Origin of the sequence: Methanosarcina sediminis, from assembly GCF_052056915.1 — an archaeon.
Taxonomy (GTDB): Archaea; Halobacteriota; Methanosarcinia; order Methanosarcinales; family Methanosarcinaceae; genus MTP4.
In genome coordinates, this window is record NZ_CP195119.1 from 3,942,580 (window position 1) to 3,960,393 (window position 17,814).

At 51.9% G+C, this 17,814-nt stretch carries 11 protein-coding genes; all 11 read right to left on the reverse strand.

The features are described 5' to 3' along the window. Window positions 1-130: 130 nt before the first annotated feature. Complete coding sequence (locus ACSAZK_RS17330) at window positions 131-1,492, reverse strand: anaerobic sulfatase maturase (RefSeq protein ID WP_440955264.1); 1,362 nt, start codon at window positions 1,490-1,492, stop codon at window positions 131-133. Continuing rightward, window positions 1,493-1,630, reverse strand: a complete 138-nt coding sequence (locus ACSAZK_RS17335; RefSeq protein WP_440955265.1) for a hypothetical protein — start codon at window positions 1,628-1,630, stop codon at window positions 1,493-1,495. Window positions 1,631-1,665: 35 nt separating this feature from the next. Next, a complete protein-coding gene (locus tag ACSAZK_RS17340) occupies window positions 1,666-2,835 on the reverse strand; it encodes an AI-2E family transporter (RefSeq protein WP_440955266.1) in 1,170 nt (389 codons plus the stop codon). After that, window positions 2,832-5,186: an arylsulfatase gene (locus ACSAZK_RS17345; protein ID WP_440955267.1), complete on the reverse strand. Its 2,355-nt coding sequence runs from the start codon at window positions 5,184-5,186 to the stop codon at window positions 2,832-2,834. Before ACSAZK_RS17345 ends, ACSAZK_RS17340 begins: the two co-directional genes overlap by 4 nt. A 196-nt stretch (window positions 5,187-5,382) precedes the next feature. Continuing rightward, a complete protein-coding gene (locus tag ACSAZK_RS17350) occupies window positions 5,383-5,907 on the reverse strand; it encodes a DUF1269 domain-containing protein (protein WP_440955268.1) in 525 nt (174 codons plus the stop codon). 1,040 nt (window positions 5,908-6,947) lie between these two features. Continuing rightward, window positions 6,948-8,021 carry a mechanosensitive ion channel family protein gene (locus ACSAZK_RS17355; protein ID WP_440955269.1) on the reverse strand — a complete coding sequence of 358 codons (1,074 nt, stop codon included), beginning with the start codon at window positions 8,019-8,021 and terminating at the stop codon, window positions 6,948-6,950. Window positions 8,022-8,440: 419 nt separating this feature from the next. Further along, window positions 8,441-8,998, reverse strand: coding sequence for a DUF1269 domain-containing protein (locus ACSAZK_RS17360; protein ID WP_440955270.1), 558 nt, complete (start codon window positions 8,996-8,998; stop codon window positions 8,441-8,443). A 385-nt stretch (window positions 8,999-9,383) separates the two neighbouring features. Then, window positions 9,384-11,456 (reverse strand): S-layer protein domain-containing protein, encoded by a 2,073-nt coding sequence (locus ACSAZK_RS17365; RefSeq protein ID WP_440955271.1) that lies wholly within the window; start codon window positions 11,454-11,456, stop codon window positions 9,384-9,386. 372 nt (window positions 11,457-11,828) lie between these two features. Next, entirely contained in the window at window positions 11,829-13,265 is a 1,437-nt protein-coding gene (locus tag ACSAZK_RS17370) for a sulfatase-like hydrolase/transferase (RefSeq protein ID WP_440955272.1), read from the reverse strand. Window positions 13,266-13,326: 61 nt separating this feature from the next. Further along, complete coding sequence (locus ACSAZK_RS17375; protein WP_440955273.1) at window positions 13,327-15,684, reverse strand: arylsulfatase; 2,358 nt, start codon at window positions 15,682-15,684, stop codon at window positions 13,327-13,329. 812 nt (window positions 15,685-16,496) lie between these two features. After that, window positions 16,497-17,567 (reverse strand): AI-2E family transporter, encoded by a 1,071-nt coding sequence (locus tag ACSAZK_RS17380; RefSeq protein ID WP_440955274.1) that lies wholly within the window; start codon window positions 17,565-17,567, stop codon window positions 16,497-16,499. Window positions 17,568-17,814: the final 247 nt, after the last annotated feature.

Here is a 17,814-nt window from a genome sequence, read left to right on the forward strand (position 1 = left end):
GCTGGTTTGTTTGATTTTGTTGAGTTGATTTTGTTGAGTTGATTTGTTGAGTTGATTTTGATTAGCCTGTTTTTTGTTTATTTCACATTCCTGCTAACCTGCTATCCCTTCTCTTTCTCTCTCATTCTTTTCAGGAACGTGCAGAAGATCCTGACTGTGGCTGAATCCTGTGCTTTATCTGCTTCTGTCCCTTCTTTTCAGATCCTTTTTTCTGGCGTCCGTGACAGTTTTTGAACTTGAGCCCGCTGCCGCAGGGGCATGGGTCGTTTTGTCCGGCTCTGGCAAAAGCATCTTCCATAGCCAGGACCTTCATCAGTTCCGGTGCCGGGTAGCCCCGCTGCATCAGCCAGGCAAGGATCTTCAGGGGGTGGTCGATGTGCCGGAAGAAGTTTTTCCAGCCTTCGCAGAGGTAGTTCAAACCCGGTTCGCCGTCCGGGGTTGTAAGGAAGCGGTTTTTGGGGCATTCCCCGCGGCAGGCAAAGAGAAAGTCGCATTCCCGGCATGCCCGCGGCAGGGAATCTCGCTTTTTCTGCCCGAACTTTTGCTGCTTTTCCGAAAAGGCAAGTTCTGCTATTTCTTTTTCCAGGATGTTTCCCAGCCTGCAGGCAGGTTCCACAAAGTGGTCGCAGGAGTAAAGGTCGCCGTTGTGCTCCAGGGCAAGCCCCAGGCCGCAGGTCTCTTCAAAGACGCACATCCCCGAGGGCATGCCCAGCCAGCGGCGGGCTATGGCTTCAAAGGTCTGCACAAAGACATTGCCCACGTCGTTTCTCGCCCATTCGTCAAAAATACGGATCAGGAAATTTCCAAACTGTTCCGGCCGTACCGAAAGGTCCGAGACCGTGTTTCCCTGCTGGTAGAGGGTGCCTCCGTCCTCGTTGATTCGCTCCACAATGGGGATGAACTGGACCCAGTCTGTCTTTGCCTCGTCCCGGAGGAAGCGGTAGACTTCCAGCGGATAATCGGCGTTCCTGCGGTTGACTGTGGCAAGGACGTTGTATTCAACCCCATGTTTTTGCAGCAGGCGAAGCCCCCGCATGACCCGGTCGAAGGACCCTTTACCTCCCCTGTCCACCCGGCAGGCATCGTGCAGTTCGCGCGGGCCGTCGATGCTGATCCCTATGAGAAAGTTGTTTTCCTTGAAGAAGCGGCACCACTCGTCGTCCAGCAACGTGCCGTTGGTCTGCATCGTATTTTCAAACGTCATGCCAGGCTTCCTGTACTTTTCCTGCAGCTCGATTGCACGCCTGTAAAAGTCGATTCCCATCAGGGTGGGCTCCCCTCCCTGCCAGGCAACGGTCACCTGCGGGCTGCTGTGGGCTTCGATGAGCTGTCTGATGTAGTTTTCCAGCACCTCGTCTGACATGCGGAAGCTGCTGCCGGGATAGAGCAGTTCTTTAGGCAGGTAGAAGCAGTAGGAACAGGCAAGGTTGCAGACTGCCCCGGTGGGCTTGGCAAGCACATGGACGCGGGGAGGCAGGAAGTTTTGTGCCATTTAACAGTTCCTCCCTGTGCTGGGATTTCCCGGCTCGAATTTGGGTCTTATGATTCGGGCCATGTTTCCGATCATGCTTCGGCCCATACTTTGGCTCATGCTTCGGATTTCGTAAGGTCTGCCTGTATTTTCTGTCATTTGAAATTCTCCTTCTGTCCTGTGTACCCGGCTTTTTAGTCTTCCGCGAAAACCCCTTCTTCGCGCAAGCGGCGCACCGTCTGTATCACGACTGCGGTAAGCGGCACTGCCAGTATCATAGCCAGGAATCCGCCGACAACGCCGGATGCGATCGTTACCAGGAACACGAGCAGCGGGTGCACTTTGAGAGTTGTCCCCAGAGCCCAGGTATTTATGGCATTCTGCAGCGCCCCGTTGGATATGGTCACCGCCACTGCGACAATCAGCGCCGTTTCTGCTCCCCCGGAACCAAAAGCGATAATCACGGCAAAAGCGCCGCCAATGAAGGCGCCTATGTAAGGGATGAATGAAGTAAAAAAGTAGAGGATGAGAATCGAGCCCACCAGGGGCACCTTGAGGACAATCAGAGGGATGGCCACCACGATCGCCGTAATCGTCGCAGTGAGTGCGGTTCCCCGGAAATAAAGCCTTATTGAACGGCTGATGTCGGCAACGATAGCCGTACCAGTCCCTGGTTTTAACTTGAACTGCCGGGCCAGCCAGGCCTCTATTTCAGGCCCGTCCCTGAGGATGAAAAAGAGGATGAATACACTGAAATATACTCCTATCAGGAGCGCTGCAGCACTCGAAAACGTGCTGCTGAGGATTCCGATAATACCCTGGCCCAGCGCAGGCAGGCCATTTGCAACTGCGTCTCTGATGGATTCAAGGGTCTCTTCCTCGATCTGGAACTGCAGCAGCCAGGCTTCCAGGCTTGTCCAGCCGGCTTCGAGCTGGCGGACGATCTCGGCCCCCTGGTCAATGAAACCCCTGACAAGGATAAAGAAAAGGGCGAAGGCACCCAGAAATATGAACAGCATTGTCAACGCTGTGCCGGCACTGCGGGGAACCCGCCGCCGCTCAAGCATGTCCACCAGCGGCCGAAAGACAATTCCTATCACCACCGCAACGAGCAGCGGGACGGTGATACTGCTCACGGTTGCAATGAAGCTGAGGACAGTGCTTGCGGCGAGCACGATGCCCAGGAAGAGCCAGCTAACCACGCCTGCGCGGCGCAGCCAGTAAGGTGCGCTCCGGGCAAAGTCACTTCGAAGTTGTTTGTCCGTAATGTTTCCCCCTGGATAGGACTGGCAGTTCCCGGGCTGCCTGCTCACCGGATTACCTGCCAGTCCCCCATCCGATCCGGTCTTTCGTCCTATCTTCACTGCCTCGCCATGACCATGCGGATCTCGGCTTCCTTGTCCTCGATCAGCTTGCCGGTCACATCCACGGTCACGCTGTAGATCTTGCCTGTGAACTCAAAGGGAGGCTTATAGTCGGGCGTAACCGGAGCTCCGGGAGCTGAGCCGCAGGTGATCCCGGTTGTTAGCCCCAGTGCGAGTGGGTTCGTCACGGGAACCTCAACCTGGCCGACCAATTTCCTGTCTATATATAGCTGGGCTCTGCCTGGTGCCCCCTTGCCCTTTGCCACGTCCGGCTCGCCGGTCACTTCGAACTCGAAGCGGAGCTTATGCCGACCCTCTGGAACGTTTTCCACGGAGTCGACATGATAGAGAGTCCTGGCTACGTAGTTGTGAACCCAGTGCAGCTTTCCACCTTTGACGTAGAAAGAATATCCTCCTTCAATGCCTCCGTGGGCAAACAGGACTCCTTCGGCACCTCCCGGAGGGATCTCGACATCGGCAGTGATGCTGTGCGGGCGGTTGAGGACCCTGACTGCTGCATTCGAGGGTACCCCCTGGGTCCCGGGATAGTAAGTGTAGCGTGTCCGGTCGACGGCAATCTGCGGTCTTTCATCGGCAAGGCGCAGCACTCCGCGGCCGTCGATAGGCAGCACGTTGTATTTTCCTGCCTCCACATACCAGGTGGCAATCATCTCGATCAATTTCGCACGGTTCTCTTCAGCCACGTTTTCGTTTTCAGTCCAGTCCTTTTCCACATGGTAAAGCTCCCAGCCTTTTGCATCCAGTTCGGTCAGCTTCCCTGCCGGGATCGGTTCACCGAAGGACATTCCTGCTTCGGCGAAAGAAGGGCCTGGCCACGGGCAGACGGCACGCCAGCCTTCATGGTAAATGGAGCGGTGCCCCATCATCTCAAAGTACTGGGTGTGGTGCTTTGAAGGCGCACCGGCATTATCGAAGCTATCTGCAAAACTGAAGCCTTCGATGGGCGCCTGGGTAACCCCTTTGATAAGCTCCGGAGGCTCAATTCCCAGGCAGTTCAGGACTGTGGGCACCATGTCGATAGCGTGGGCGTACTGGGTGCGGACCTCACCCCTGCTCATCACTCCCCTGGGCCAGTGGACGATGAAGGGGTCGCTGATGCCGCCGCGGTAGGTTTCGCGCTTCCAGCGGCGGAAAGGTGTGTCTCCTGCCCAGGTCCAGCCCCAGGCATAGTGGTTGTAAGTTTCCGGGCTGCCCAGCTTATCCAGGGCTGCGAGGTTTTCCTCCAGCGATTCTGGTACATTGTTGAAGAATAGGTTCTCATTGACCGAGCCCGTGGGGCCGCCCTCGGAACTTGCGCCGTTGTCGGAAATCACCATGATTAAAGTATTATCAAACTCGCCAATGTCTTTCAGGAACTGCAGCAGCCTGCCGATGTGGTAATCGGTATGTTCAAGGAAGCCGGCAAAGACTTCCATCATGCGGGCGTAGAGCTTTTTCTCCTCAGGCGAGCATTCATCCCAGGGACTGACATCCGGGTCGTGGCGGGATATTTCGGCATCTTTCGGGACGATCCCAAGTTCCTTCTGCCGGGCGAATGTTTTCTCACGGTAAGCCTCCCAGCCATCGTCGAACTTGCCTTTGTATTTATCCGCCCATTCTTTGGGGACGTGGTGAGGGGCATGCATAGCTCCGGTGCAGAAGTACATGAAAAAGGGCTTGTTGGGTGCGACCTGTTTGGCGTCGGCAATGAACTGGATAGCCTTATCCGTCAGGTCCTCATTCAGGGTATAGCCCTCTTCCGGAGTCCCGGGAGGGATTGCAGGGTGGTTGTCGTAGACCAGTTCAGGGTAATACTGGTTCGTTTCGCCTCCTAAAAACCCGTAGAAGCGCTCGAAACCCCGGCCCAGAGGCCAGCGGTCATAGGGTCCGGCTGCCGATATCTGGTCTGCGGGTGTCAGGTGCCATTTGCCCACGGCATAGGTATTGTAGCCGTGCTCCAGGAGCATCTCCGACAAAAACCCGTTCTCAAAAGGTATGTAGCCGTTGTAGCCGGGATAGCCGGTTGAGCCCTCGGTGATGCAGGCCATGTTGTTCGAATGGTGGTTTCGCCCTGTCAGGATACAGGTGCGGGTGGGAGAACACAGCGCCGTAGTGTGCATATTATTGTAAACAAGGCCCCCCTCCGCCAGGCTGTCCATGTTAGGTGTATTTATAGGCGAGCCGTAGCAGCCGAGTTGTCCGAAGCCGGTATCGTCCAGCACGATAAATAACACATTTGGGGTCCCTTCTTTAGCCCGGCGGGGTTCCGGCCAGGCAGGTTCTGACTGGTCCGCAGTGCGCCCGATAACTCCGGGAAAGGTGGTTCCGGACCTGTATTCTTCTAATGGCATTTATCCTCCTATCGTTGGATTTTCCGTAAAAAGCCTGAAAATAAATACGGAAAAAATAAAAAAAGAGGAAAGGAACCGATTTTTCGCTCCTCTCCTCTCCCCTCTTATTCATTTCATTCAGGAATCGTTGTTCATGCCTTATACCCGATTTCCGGGGATGCAGGCATTCCCGGTGAAGTGGTCTTCAGGTCAGGATTCAGGCTGTCGGAGCCACTTCTGCTTCTTCCTCTTCTTCGACAAACATCTCGCGCAGCTTGTCCTCTTCTTCTTTGGACAGGTTGGAAGCGATGAGTTCAAAATCGATGCTTTTCAGGGCATCCTGGACCTTATCCTGCACGGCGTCGCTTGTCAGCAGGAAAAGGGCTGAGGTGCCTTCGGTCACTTTGCTGCGGACCGACTTGATGAAATCATCACTGATACCCACGTCGGCAAAAGAGCCTGCAAGCGCTCCAAAAGCTGCTCCTACAACCATCCCGAAGATCGGGACCAGGAAAATCAGGCCGAAGAGCATGCCCCAGAATGCCCCGCTCAGTGCGCCTACCCCGGCCATGCTGGTTAACTGCTGTGTTTTCGGTTTCTTTTTGCCCATTGGCCAGGAGACAACTGCTGCGTCCTGCAGGGTAATCAGCTGTCTCTTGCTTAAGTCTTCGATCACTTCGAGTGTATGTTGTGCACCGCCAGGGGTGTCAAATTTTAGAACTGTTAGTGTTGCTATATTCAAACCTCCTTTTCAGTCTGGATTTTTCTCTGCATAAATATTTTTATCGCTGCTTTTTATTATGCAATTTTGCCAATTGAAGTGAAACTGTCATCTTCGCCGTTTTGTAGCAGTTTACCACCGAGAGAAAATCTTGCTGAGGTCAATGAGCCCTTTTGCACCGGGATTTGAGGAATAGTAAATTTATGACCGGGACGTCGGCTGTGTGATATTTTCCATCTACCCCCACAGGGCTCTCCTGAACCCTGCATCCGGAACTAAGCGACGTTGTTAAGTGTAATTTTCATTTGTAAGAATGATAACGCCGGAAAATAAGGTGCCAGCTCTCCCCTCTGTCTATTTTAATATTGTACCCCCAATTCACGGAACCTGCAAGACTTTCCCCCTGGCTTGCGGTTCAATAATTAACTTTTATATAATTCGATTTTTATGTATATTTCTTTATGCATGTTTATTTATTTTACCGGGTCTGCTGATTGGGATTTCTCCGGAAAATTTAAGGTGTCCTTATTCTTAGGTGTTCCCCAATTCTTCGGTTGATATTGTTTTCGTTAGTCTGGGAACTGGTTAGTCCGGGAAACCTTTAATTTGGCCGAGCGCACATGACCCGGTAAACCGTTTTTCCCGCGAAGAGATTCAAGAGCCTCCGCCAGCTTGCCTGGCGGCTCTCTCAAAAAATAGTGGTGCTAAAAAAAGTAAAAAAGAAATAAAAATTAATGTTCTTTTAGTTGTCTTTAAAATTCCCGGTTTTGTCTTTTCTTCTTTTTAATCTGTTTTAACTTTTATTTTGTAAAGGCCGGGCTCCTTCGTCGCCCGTGGACAATAACGACGCGATACAGCTATTTATGGTTGTATGGGGACATATTTCAGGACTTTTTCCGGTTGTATGGGGTCCTGGTCCGGAACTTAGAGTCGGCCATTGTTTTTATTCGACTTAATAACATCAACTGAATGATGCAGGACTATCTTTAGTTTTCATTTTACTTAAAAACATCAACCGAATAATGCAGGAAGACAAAATCACGGATCTTTCCGGAAACTTTTCATCCGCCCTGCCGTTCTGCATAATGGATGATGATGTCGGAAGACGGCATTGCGATGTTTGCATTTATCAGGGCTTTGTAGATTGCCGTATTGAGCTTGTCCTCTGATACCCGGGTTTCCACATAGTTTTCTATCCAGCACCTGGCTTTGAACTTCACTCCCGAATCCGTGAACTCGACCAGGAGTGCCTCTATCGGTTTATCATGCATTATCCAGTCCTCGCGCTTCAGGGCCTCTATGATAAGGTTTCGTACGTACTCGATGTCCGGGCCGTAGGATACGACGACCTCGGTATCTACCCGGTACATCTTATCGGGTATGGAATAATTCGTAATGAGGTCCGTGCCGATGATCGAATTCGGGATTGCTATAAGACGGTGGTCCCTGGTAAGAATTCGGGTTGACCTCCAGCCGATTTCTATCACATCCCCCCAGGTATCAAGCTTCTCGATACGGATCCTGTCCCCTATCCTGAAAGGCCGGTCGATAATAATCACCATACCTGTGATGATATCGGTGAGAGCCGACTGGGCTGCCAGGCCCACTATGATCCCGCCTATACCGATAGCTGTAAGTGATGCAGTAAGTGCGGCCTTGCTTACATTGAAATGTTGAAGGAGCACACTTAATGCCAGGACGGCGAATATAAGCATGAGCATGTATTTTACGGCCCGGACCACTCGCTGGTCGATTTCTTCCCTGTCGCGCAGGGGCACCCTGGACAGGTACCAGTTCGCAATGATGCTGATAAAACGAAAAACGACATAGACCCCGATACTCCAGTATAGCAGGAAGAATATGTCATCCATGAATTCGATATAGGGCCTGATGGATTCCCTGAACAGCTCTATTACAGCCTGCATACCCTGCAGGATGATAAAAAACAGCAGGAGACTTTCGAAAAGGTGGAGAATCCTGTCGTCGGCTTTCGTCTCTGTTTTTTTGACAATCGGCCAGAACCAGCGCTTCAAAATATATCGGCTTACTATTATGGCAGCGAAAGTGAGCCCGAGAATAACAACCAGTTTCAAAAAGATTCCGCTGAAAGGCAGCACGTCTTCAATGTCTGCCACTCATATCCCTCCCGTGCCGGTCCCGGGTGGGCAGATCCAGGTTGTTCCTTTTATCCTTAGCTGCCATTGTTCCTTTTTCTTTGCCTGCCCTGTACAGGTCTAACTCCTATGCACCCATTTTTCGGGTCCCGAAGTATCCCGGATTAAGAACATGATGAGCTCCGTACCCTCCGATGAGCCCTGTACAATTGTGTGCTTGCTGCCCTGTAAATACTGGAAGATTAAAGCGTTGTCTCTTCCTGTACATTCAGCTCTTCCGACTTTTATGTGGCCTGCCCCGGAGATCCGGCTGCCAGGGTATGGACCGGAGGCATGCTAATCTGCCCCGCTTCAATCCATGGTTTCGCATTACCGGGCGTCGTCCGGGCGTCCGGGATAGGGCCTTAATTAATATGGGATTTCAGTTCCGGTGAATTTCTTCACGCCGTTGCTGCCGCAGGTTCCTGTTCCTTCTTTTCAGCGGCTTCAACTGCTTCTGCCAGTTCTGCTCCTACCAGGGCGAGCAGCTCGGGCGTGATCATACCCTGGGTGACCAGTACCCCTCCGGCATCGGCGATCGCCTGCTTGAGTTTCTTTGCCCAGAGGTGCTCGATGATAAGAAGTCCTGCAGCGCTATTTTCCGGGATGGCTTCGGTTATGTCCATTATGTCTTCATCGGTGATCCCGTAGTTTTCCCGGGCAGCTGCCAGGGCTCCTGCTTCCATGCCTTCAATTGCTCCTGCTTCGCCGCCGGCTCCGAACCCCATGATTCCACCCACGACGGCACCGAAACGCATCCTTTCCTCTTCGTCCAGCTGTGTGGCTTCCATAGCAGCAACATTTCCCTCCGCGTCTTTCCACAGGAATACCAGGTCAATTAGCCGGATAAGCCCTTTTTCCATTACTGATTCGAGTTCACGGCGGATCTGCCCGTGGAAGTCCGGATTATCGAATACGATTACTAAAAGCTGCATCGGTCCATACATTACTTCAACCATTAATTCATTCCCCCCAATGGAATTATTTTTCTTCTTCTCTTTCCTTTATTTTCTTTCCTTTCTCTTCTGCTGCCCCGTTCTCCGTTTATTTTCTCAGTTTCCCTGTCCCTTATCAGAGGGGCAATGGCTATCTGGATAAACCACGGGATCTTTTCATATTTCCGGTGGCTATCTCCCTTTCCCCTCATCCAGAACCCGGTATCCGAAAAACAGTTTCAGCAGAATTAGCAATGCTACATATAAAATCCCGTTTATATAAAATCGAGCACATATAAAAATGCACGTAAGATCAAAAAATGCTGGAAATAAGAATAAAAGAAGAGCAGGTAGAATAAAAATAATTTGAAAGAGAGAAGGGGTAAGGAGAACCCTTCACTCAAAGAATTTAGTTCTTCCTCCTAAAGAGGTAGCCGACTGCAAGGAGTCCGGTAAGAGCAGGGACAATTTCGAATCCGGGAGTTCCTTCCCCTTCTTCTTCAGTTTCTCCACCGGTGGTGTCGTTGCCTGCAGTTTCTTCCTCAGTTTCTTCCTCAGTTTCTCTTTCAGTTTCTTCCTCAACCGTTTCTTCGGTTTCGTTCTCGCCTGGAGTTTCGGTTACGTTCTCTTCAGGTCGGGTTTCATTCTCTCCGATTCCGGTTTCAATCCCTTCTGGAAGTCCTGTGGTTTCGTTTATTTCCCCGATAATCCTCACAACGAATGGGAAGTACCTGAGTTCCTCTACAGGGGTGTCCCCGATTTTGAAGAACATGCCTTCAGCGATTCTTTCTTCGGAGTCCAGGGAGAGGGTGAAGGTGTTTTCATTGCTGATGGTAAGGGTGTCGCCCTGGATTGAAACATCGTCGAGCTTCCCGAATTCGTCATCAGACTCGATGGTCCTTGTGTTTGCGTAATCGATGAGCCAGAGCCCTTCGATCTGGGCAATGCTGTCTACCGCACCCTGGAAGACCTGGTTGACGTGGACTTTGAGGACAACAACATCGTCTTCGTCCTCGATATCATCGAGTTCGACGTCCCAGGTGCTGCCGGTAGTGTTGTTCCCTGCAACTGAAATGATTTCATCATCTACGAATTCGCCGTCCCGGGTGAATTCGAGCCAGACTTTCTCCCCGTCAACATCAACCTGTTTGGCTTCGAGGGAATAGTTTTCCCCAAGTTCGAGGATTTCGCCGGTCCTGAGGGTGTACTTTTCATCGCTGTCAAGGACAAGCTTTGAGAGTTTTTCGGCCCTGTTTTCCTTGAGAGGGACGTATTCTTCTGCAAAGAATCCTATAACAGGGTACTGGTCCCAGCCTTCATCCGCGTTGAAGTATTCGTAATCAACTTTCTCAATGTGGGTTTCGTAAACGAGCTTGCCTTCCGGAATCACGTTTCCGTCAATGTCGGAGACACTGAGGGATTCTGTTTCGATATTGTCGTCGAGGTCGTAGAAGAAGCCTGCAAAGCTGGATGCATCCCAGGTGAAGTTACCCGGACCAAAGGAGGCTGCTCCCGCTACTACATGGATGCCTGGCTCTTTGATTTCCTTCATGAGATAGAACCTGAGCATGTCGGAGCCGGTGTCAGCTGTCCTGAAGGACACGTTTTCAAGAATTTTGTCTGTACCGTCCCTGGTAAGGGTGATGGTATCCTCGTTGGTTAGCCTGAGGGCGGGTCCCAGGATGGCAACATCATCCAGTTCGCCGAATTCGTCATCAGACTCGATAGTCCTTGCGTTTGCGTAGTCAATGAGCCAGAGCCCTTCGATCTGGGCAATGCTGTCGACTGCGCCCTGGAAGACCTGGTTTACGTGTACCCTGAGGACAACGACATCGTCTTCGTCCTCGATATCATCGAGTTCGACGTCCCAGGTGCTGCCGGTAGTGTTGCCCCCTGCGACTGAGATAATTTCATCGTCTACATATTCTCCGTCCCTGTTGAACTGGAGCCAGACTTTATCCCCGTTAACATCGACTTGCTTTGCCTCAAGCGAGTATCCCTGACCGAGCTCAAGAGTTTCCCCGGTTCTGAGGGTGTACTTATCATCACTGTCAAGGACGAGCCTGGAAAATTTGTCAGCCCTGTCAGGTTTGAGTGGAACGGCTATCTGTGCGCCGAAACCGATAATGCTGTAGTTGTCCCAGCCAGCAGCCGGGTTTTCGTATTCGTATCCTATCGGCTGAATCGTGGTTATGTAAATAAGGCCACCTTCTCCAATGATGTTGTTTTCAGTTCCCGGAACATCGACAATGAGAACGATCTCTGTTGACACGTTGTCGTCAATGTCATAGTAGAATATCGGAAATCGGGAACCATCGATTGGAAGGATGGTACCGTTGCCGTATGTATCAATAATGTCGTCGATATCAGTGCCGTTGAACACTGAACTGCGGACCTCAATTACATCCTGTGCATTTGCGGCTGGTGCAAATGCAGTAAGAAGCATGAGAACAGCCAGTGATACCACTGCAAATCTCTTCATTTTGTCCCCCTCCCCAAATTTGTTAAGATATATAGTATGTAAAAAGTGTCGGGATCAAAACCTTAGAGGATTTCACCATTCCTGCTTTTTGCAAATCGATCCATGCTGATCCATGCTAATCCATGCTATCCATGCCAATCAATACTGGTCCATGCTGGTCCATACTTTGCATCAGCAGTTTCACTTTCTTATGTGCCGGTGGTCCATCATGAGAAGCTGTGTCAGGAGGGTTTTGCTCTTTGCCCTTTGCTTTCTGCTCCAGCACTTCCTTTGATGGGCACCGGTCCTGCTTCACTTTTTAGATTTTATTGCCTTGCCGTTATCCGCCGGCATTTTGCCTCCTTTCAGCATTTCAGCCAGTGGCTTTTCCTTTTACATTGAACCCGTGTATTTCTTGATTTTATCTGCTTGCGGATAATTGAAATCCGTCAATTTGATCCCTGGCGGGTTCGGGTACTTCTCCAGTGACTTCAGGTATTCATTAACAATTTGCATGTACGCCGGGATGGTCCACGCGCTGAACGAACTAAGGTCCTCTTCTTCACGCGGATCCCGCTCGATATTGTAGACATTGGGGAAGCCGTTGGTCTCGAGCCGGTTGCCACAGATACCGGGCATAGATGGATTTCCGGCGGAAGGAACGAATGACTTCGGATAGAAGCGGTACTGCCGCCAGCGCACAGCTATGATCTCTTCACCCAGGAAGGTGAGCAAGCCCTCGCGGTTGGAGTCCTGCTGCTTGCCGAAGAAAAAATCGCTCTGGTCGACACTGTCGATGGGCCGGTCCTGCGGTACCTGCGCGCCGATGATTCTGGCCAGGGTTGTGAAAAAGTCGTGGATCGAAACCATCCCGTTGCTTTTACGCACCGGGATCTTGCCCGGCCATTTGATAATACCCGGCACACGGATCGATCCCTCCCGCCCATCACCAAGCTCGCCGGAGTACATGCCGTTCGAGCCGCCGCGGTAATGGGGCGGGCCCGCCACAGGCGTGGCAGAGTTGTCGGAGATGTAGATGACGATGGTGTCCTCCTCTATACCGGCTTTCTTGATGGCGGTGAGCACCTCTCCAACGGCATGGTCGTGTTGCAGCAACCCGTCACCATACGCGCCGATGCGCGATTTGCCGCTGAACTCGGGAGAGGTTACGTTGGGGTAGTGGGTCTGCGTCCAGCCGAGATAGAGGAAGAAGGGTGCTTCCTCCCTGGCGTGGCTGTGTATGTAGTCAACCGCGTACGCGGCGATATCGTCCTCTACATGGCGTTTCACCTCGACGGTGTACTCACCCACCCTCTTCAACCCGTTTTGCGCGTTACCCTCCCAGATAGAGGGCACGTGTTTTATGATCTCGGCTTCGGGCCAGCCCAAACGTTCCATCTGTTGCCGGTACAGGGTGCTATCGCTCGTCTCGAGAACGCCCACCCGATACTCGTCAAAGCCGTGGCTGGTCGGCCAGCTGTGCTCCTCCTCTCCAAGGTGCCACTTGCCTGCCATGGCAGTCGCATAGCCCTGGCTTTTGAAGAGACTTGCCATCGTCACCTCATCGGCTGACAGGGTGTTGGGGGTGCCGCCGATGATGACGCTGCCCAGCCCGCAGCGTGGCGAATAGCGCCCGGTCATTAAGGCGGCACGGGAAGGCGTACAGGCTGCTTCCACCAGGAACTGGGTCATTGTCAGACCTTCGCTGGCGATTGAATCGATGTTCGGGGTGGGACATCCGCGGATCTCACCTCCCTGGAAGGCGCCGATATCCCCATAGCCGATGTTGTCACTCAGCATCAGCACAACGTTAGGTTTGTTTGTTGACATGATTTCCTTCCTTTCTTGCGGACTGGCGGTCCTGGAAGGACTACCGGTCTTGATTCACATCTTACTGCCGCGCCATTATCCGCTGGTATTTTGTCTCCTCCGGCTCGAGATGGCTGACGTTGTCCTCCTCCAGGTCGATCCGCACCCAGTTGATCTTGCCCTGGAACCTGTTCGCTGCGCCTTCGGGATAGTCATCGGTGACCGGCAGGGCCAGGTCGCTGCCTATGTCCATGGTCTCATCGGCGGAGAACACAAAGGGAACCGTCTTTTCGATTCGCCCCTCACCTACTTTCCTGTCGTTGACGTAGATCGTCCCCGTACCGCCGCCTCCGGGCCTGTCGCCGTCGAAGTCGAAGTGATAGCGGATGTTGACCGTGCCTGCAGGCAGCTTCTCGGACGCTTCCACGTAGGAGTACTCAAAGTCGAAGAAGTTGTGGACATACCTGGGTGCTCCGTCCTTGACGTAGAAGGCCCAGCCTGCAAAGCGCCCGCCCTGTGCCACGATCACGCCGTCCGTCTTGCCTTCGGCGACTTCCACCTCGGCGGTGACGGTGTGCGAGCGGTTCTTGACGTTCAGCACCGTGTTTTCCATCAGGTGCGTCATGCCAGGGTAGAAGGTCATCGTCGTGCGGTCTCCGGGAAGGTCCGGGCGGCCGGCAACGGCTGGGTTAAAACGCTCGTAGCGCCGGTCGTCGAGGGGGAAGACGTTGTACTTTGAAGCCTCGATCATGAACAGATACTGCAGCTCACGAAGCTTTTCTGGCATCTCCCTGGAAAGGTCATGGGCCTGGCTCCAGTCTTTGCTGGTGTCGTAGAGTTCCCAGTAGTCTGCATCAAAAGAAGGCCACTCCCGGGTGAGCCAGGGTGTGCTGTGATGGGTAACTGCCGTCCAGCCCTCGTGATAGATGCCACGGTTGCCGAAGATCTCGAAGTACTGGGTCAGGTGCCGGCTCTCGGCATCCGGGTCCTCGAAAGTGTAGGCCATGCTGACACCCTCCAGGGGCTTCTGGGCGATTCCGTTGACCATGTAGGGTTCGGGCAGCCCGGCTGCTTCCAGGATGGTGGGCACGATGTCGATCACATGGTGGAACTGCTGGCGGATCTCACCCCTGCCCCTGATACCCTTCGGCCAGCTGATAGCCATGGCGTTGCGGGTGCCGCCAAAGTGTGATGCGACCTGTTTGGTGTACTGGTAAGGGCAGTTCATGGCGTGTGCCCAGCCGACAGGGTAATGGTTGAAGGCTTTTGGCCCTCCGATTTCGTCCAGCCTGGGAAGCACGTCTTCCAGCACCTGTGGAATGCCGTTCAAAGCCATCAGTTCGTTGAATGTCCCGTCCAGACCGCCTTCGGCGCTTGCGCCGTTGTCCCCGGCGATGTAGATGAAGAGGGTATTATCGTAGACGCCCATGTCTTCGAGGGTATCTATCAGGCGCATAACCTGGGCATCGGTATGTTCGGCAAACCCGGCATAAGCCTCCATCAGGCGGGCGTAGACCTTCTTCTGGGTCTCGTTCAGGTCATCCCAGGCTTCGACTCCCTCGGGCCTGCCGGTCAGTTCGGTATCATCAGGCACGATTCCCTTTTCCTTCATGTTTGCCAGGGTCTCTTCCCGTACGGCGTCCCAGCCTTTGTCGAACCTTCCCCTGTATTTGTCCATCCATTCCTGTGGAACGTGATGCGGTGCATGGGTGGCTCCGAATGCGACGTAGAGGAAGAATGGCTTGTCCGGGGTCATGACCTGCTGGCCGCGCATCCATGAGATTGCCTTGTCTACTATGTCTTCCGAAAAGTGGTAGCCTTCCTCCGCCGTGCCCCAGGGCTCGATAGGGATGTTGTTCATATACAGGGTAGGTGACCACTGGTTCGTCTCCCCGCCCACAAAGCCGTAGAACTTCTCGAAGCCTTCTCCCGTGGGCCAGCGGTCGAAGGGACCCGACATGCTGACCTCCCATGTAGGAGTCTGGTGCGCTTTGCCCACACAGGCGGTGCAGTAGCCGTTAAGCCGCAGCATCTCGGCAATGGTGGCGACACTGTTGGGGCGTACACTGTCGTTTCCCGGTATGCCTGTGGCAACTTCACAAACCGACCCTATCCCTGCAGAGTGGTGGTTGCGCCCGGTCAACAGTGCTGCCCGCGTGGGTGAACAGAGCGCTGTTGTGTGGAAGCGGTTGTAGAGCAGGCCGTCTCCTGCGACCTTTTCCATTGCAGGCATGTTGCAGGGACCGCCGGTCAAACTTGGAGCCCCGAAGCCCATGTCGTCGATCAGGACAATGACAACGTTGGGGGCGCCCTTTGGCGGGCGAAGTTGTTCTATTGGCGGAAATTCAGCATCTCGCGCGTCAAGTGCCATTTTCCCTTTTGCAGGAATGTCAGGAATCGGGAGAATCTCCCGTCCGGTTAATTCCGGTTTCTGTACCATTTTCTCAATTCCCCTTTCTATTTCTTGTTTCGATTTCTCTCTTTACGAGTTAGTTATCAGGTATTTTTCGAGGGCATCTGCATTGCTTTTTTATCTGCGGCTCTTACTCTCCCTACCCCTGTCGGGGCGAACCTTTCCGGGTCTAAAGGGTCAACTAGCCGTCAGGGTTCTTTTTCATGCCCGGTAGAATGGATAAGCTGGCCGTGTAGTGGCATTTTCCCGGCTGCTGTTACAGGATTTCGATTTCCGGAAATGCGTGTGTTGTTTCCAAAAGTTCAGGTTGTGGAACTGCTGCTTTTTACCCCCGTAAAAAAGAGCAGGTAAGCTCCGAAAGTTTCCTTCAGGTCGTATTCCTTTCCGGAGTGAATGTGGTATCCATTCCTTCAAGGGCTGTTTATGTCCCGGAAAGCGGCCGGGTCACTGCACCGAAGCCTCTTCAGTTTCGGCTTTTTCCTATCCGTCGAAGCAAAGTGCCATAATGTTATGGAATTCCGGAGTATCCGTGCCTCCCTTTCCCAATTATTCCCTACCCCTTTAGAGGTCTGAGCATGTAGCCCGGACTGGCTATTTAGATAATTCCCTTTTATAAAAAAGATATTATATTATATATTTCTTCTCTTATGTTTGCCTTCGCAGCATATCGTTTTTGCTTTGAAAGTCATGCTTTCTCTTGAACAAAAAGGAGGTTTTTAGAGGGGAGTTATAAAGTGGAAACCAGAACCTCTATAAAAAATATAGAATCCGGCAGTCGCCGGTTTCCGGATCACGAGTCCGGAACAGCAGCAATGAATACTGTGCAGGGTTTCGGGACCTCAGGATTCATTTTCGCCTTCTTTTTCCTCAGCCTTTTCTTCTTCCTGAGCTCTATCCCCACTCGATTCCATGAGTTTGGCTATTAAGCGTGTCTCCTCGGAACTTTCCAGAACTAGCTTTACAACCATTGTAAGAGGTACGGCAATCAGCGAACCTGCGACTCCCAGTATGAAGGACCAGTAAAACAGGGAAAGGAATACGATTGTCGGAGATAATTTCAGGCCTTTTCCTGCAATAGACGGGAAAAGGACATTTTCTACGAGCGCATTGATAAGGGTTATCCCGGCAAGGACAGCCACCGCCCCTACGGCTCCGTACTTGAACAGGCCAAGGAGCATAGGTGGAACAGCGGCAAGATAAAAGCCCAGGTAAGGGATATAACCGAACAGGAATGTCAGAAGTCCCCAGAGAATAGCAAAATCTATACCTCCGATAAGGAGCAGTATGGCAGTTCCGATTCCCCCGAGCAGGTTGGTCTCAGTCCTCAGAACCATGTAATTTACGACGTTTCTGCTTAACTGGGTAAATTTCGAAAGCTGGACCGGTTCACCTTCAACTTCTTTTTGAACCTTTTTCGGCGCACTTGCAGAATCCAGAAGTAAAAACGTTGTCGTAACAAAAATGAGCACAATTGTTGATCCGGCACTTAAGGCTCCTGTAATAATATCCCCTGACACGCTGAAAGCAAATGTTGCAAGATTGCGCAGGAGTGATTCCACGGAAACTCCAACTATAGGCAAGTATGCTGAAATTCTGTCCAGAGTGCTCTCAAACTGGATTTCATAGTCCGGAATCTCCTCACTGAGCTGGACTAAAGAGCTTACAAACAGAATCGCGGTTCCAACAGAAACAATAATGAAAAAAAGGATTACCAGAAGGACGCTAACTTTTCCCGAAACCCCTTTCTTAATGAGCCAGTGAACCAGTGGGGAAAAGATTAGAAAGGCAAAAATAGCAAAAAAAACCGGTATAAGTATATTTGAGATTTCCTGCATACCAATTGTAAGGAGAACTGCAGCAGTGCTGTAAATTAGAACTTTGGCTGGTGTTGAAATGGTATTTGCATTCATATTTACATCCCCCAATCTTTCCTACCCCAAATTTTTCTTTTACTGCCGACTCTCGTTTTTCAAATTTTTATAGATCACTTCCCTTTCTTGCTCCCTAATTTCCATGGATTTCCAATGCATTTCAGTCAAGAAAATTAAATATCAGTAAGTTTAGATCCCGGCTTTTCAGCTGCAGTTTAACTAAGAAAGAGGGTAAAGCCCCCATCCCCTCTTTTTTAATTAAGGTATCAGGTTACTGAATTGATCT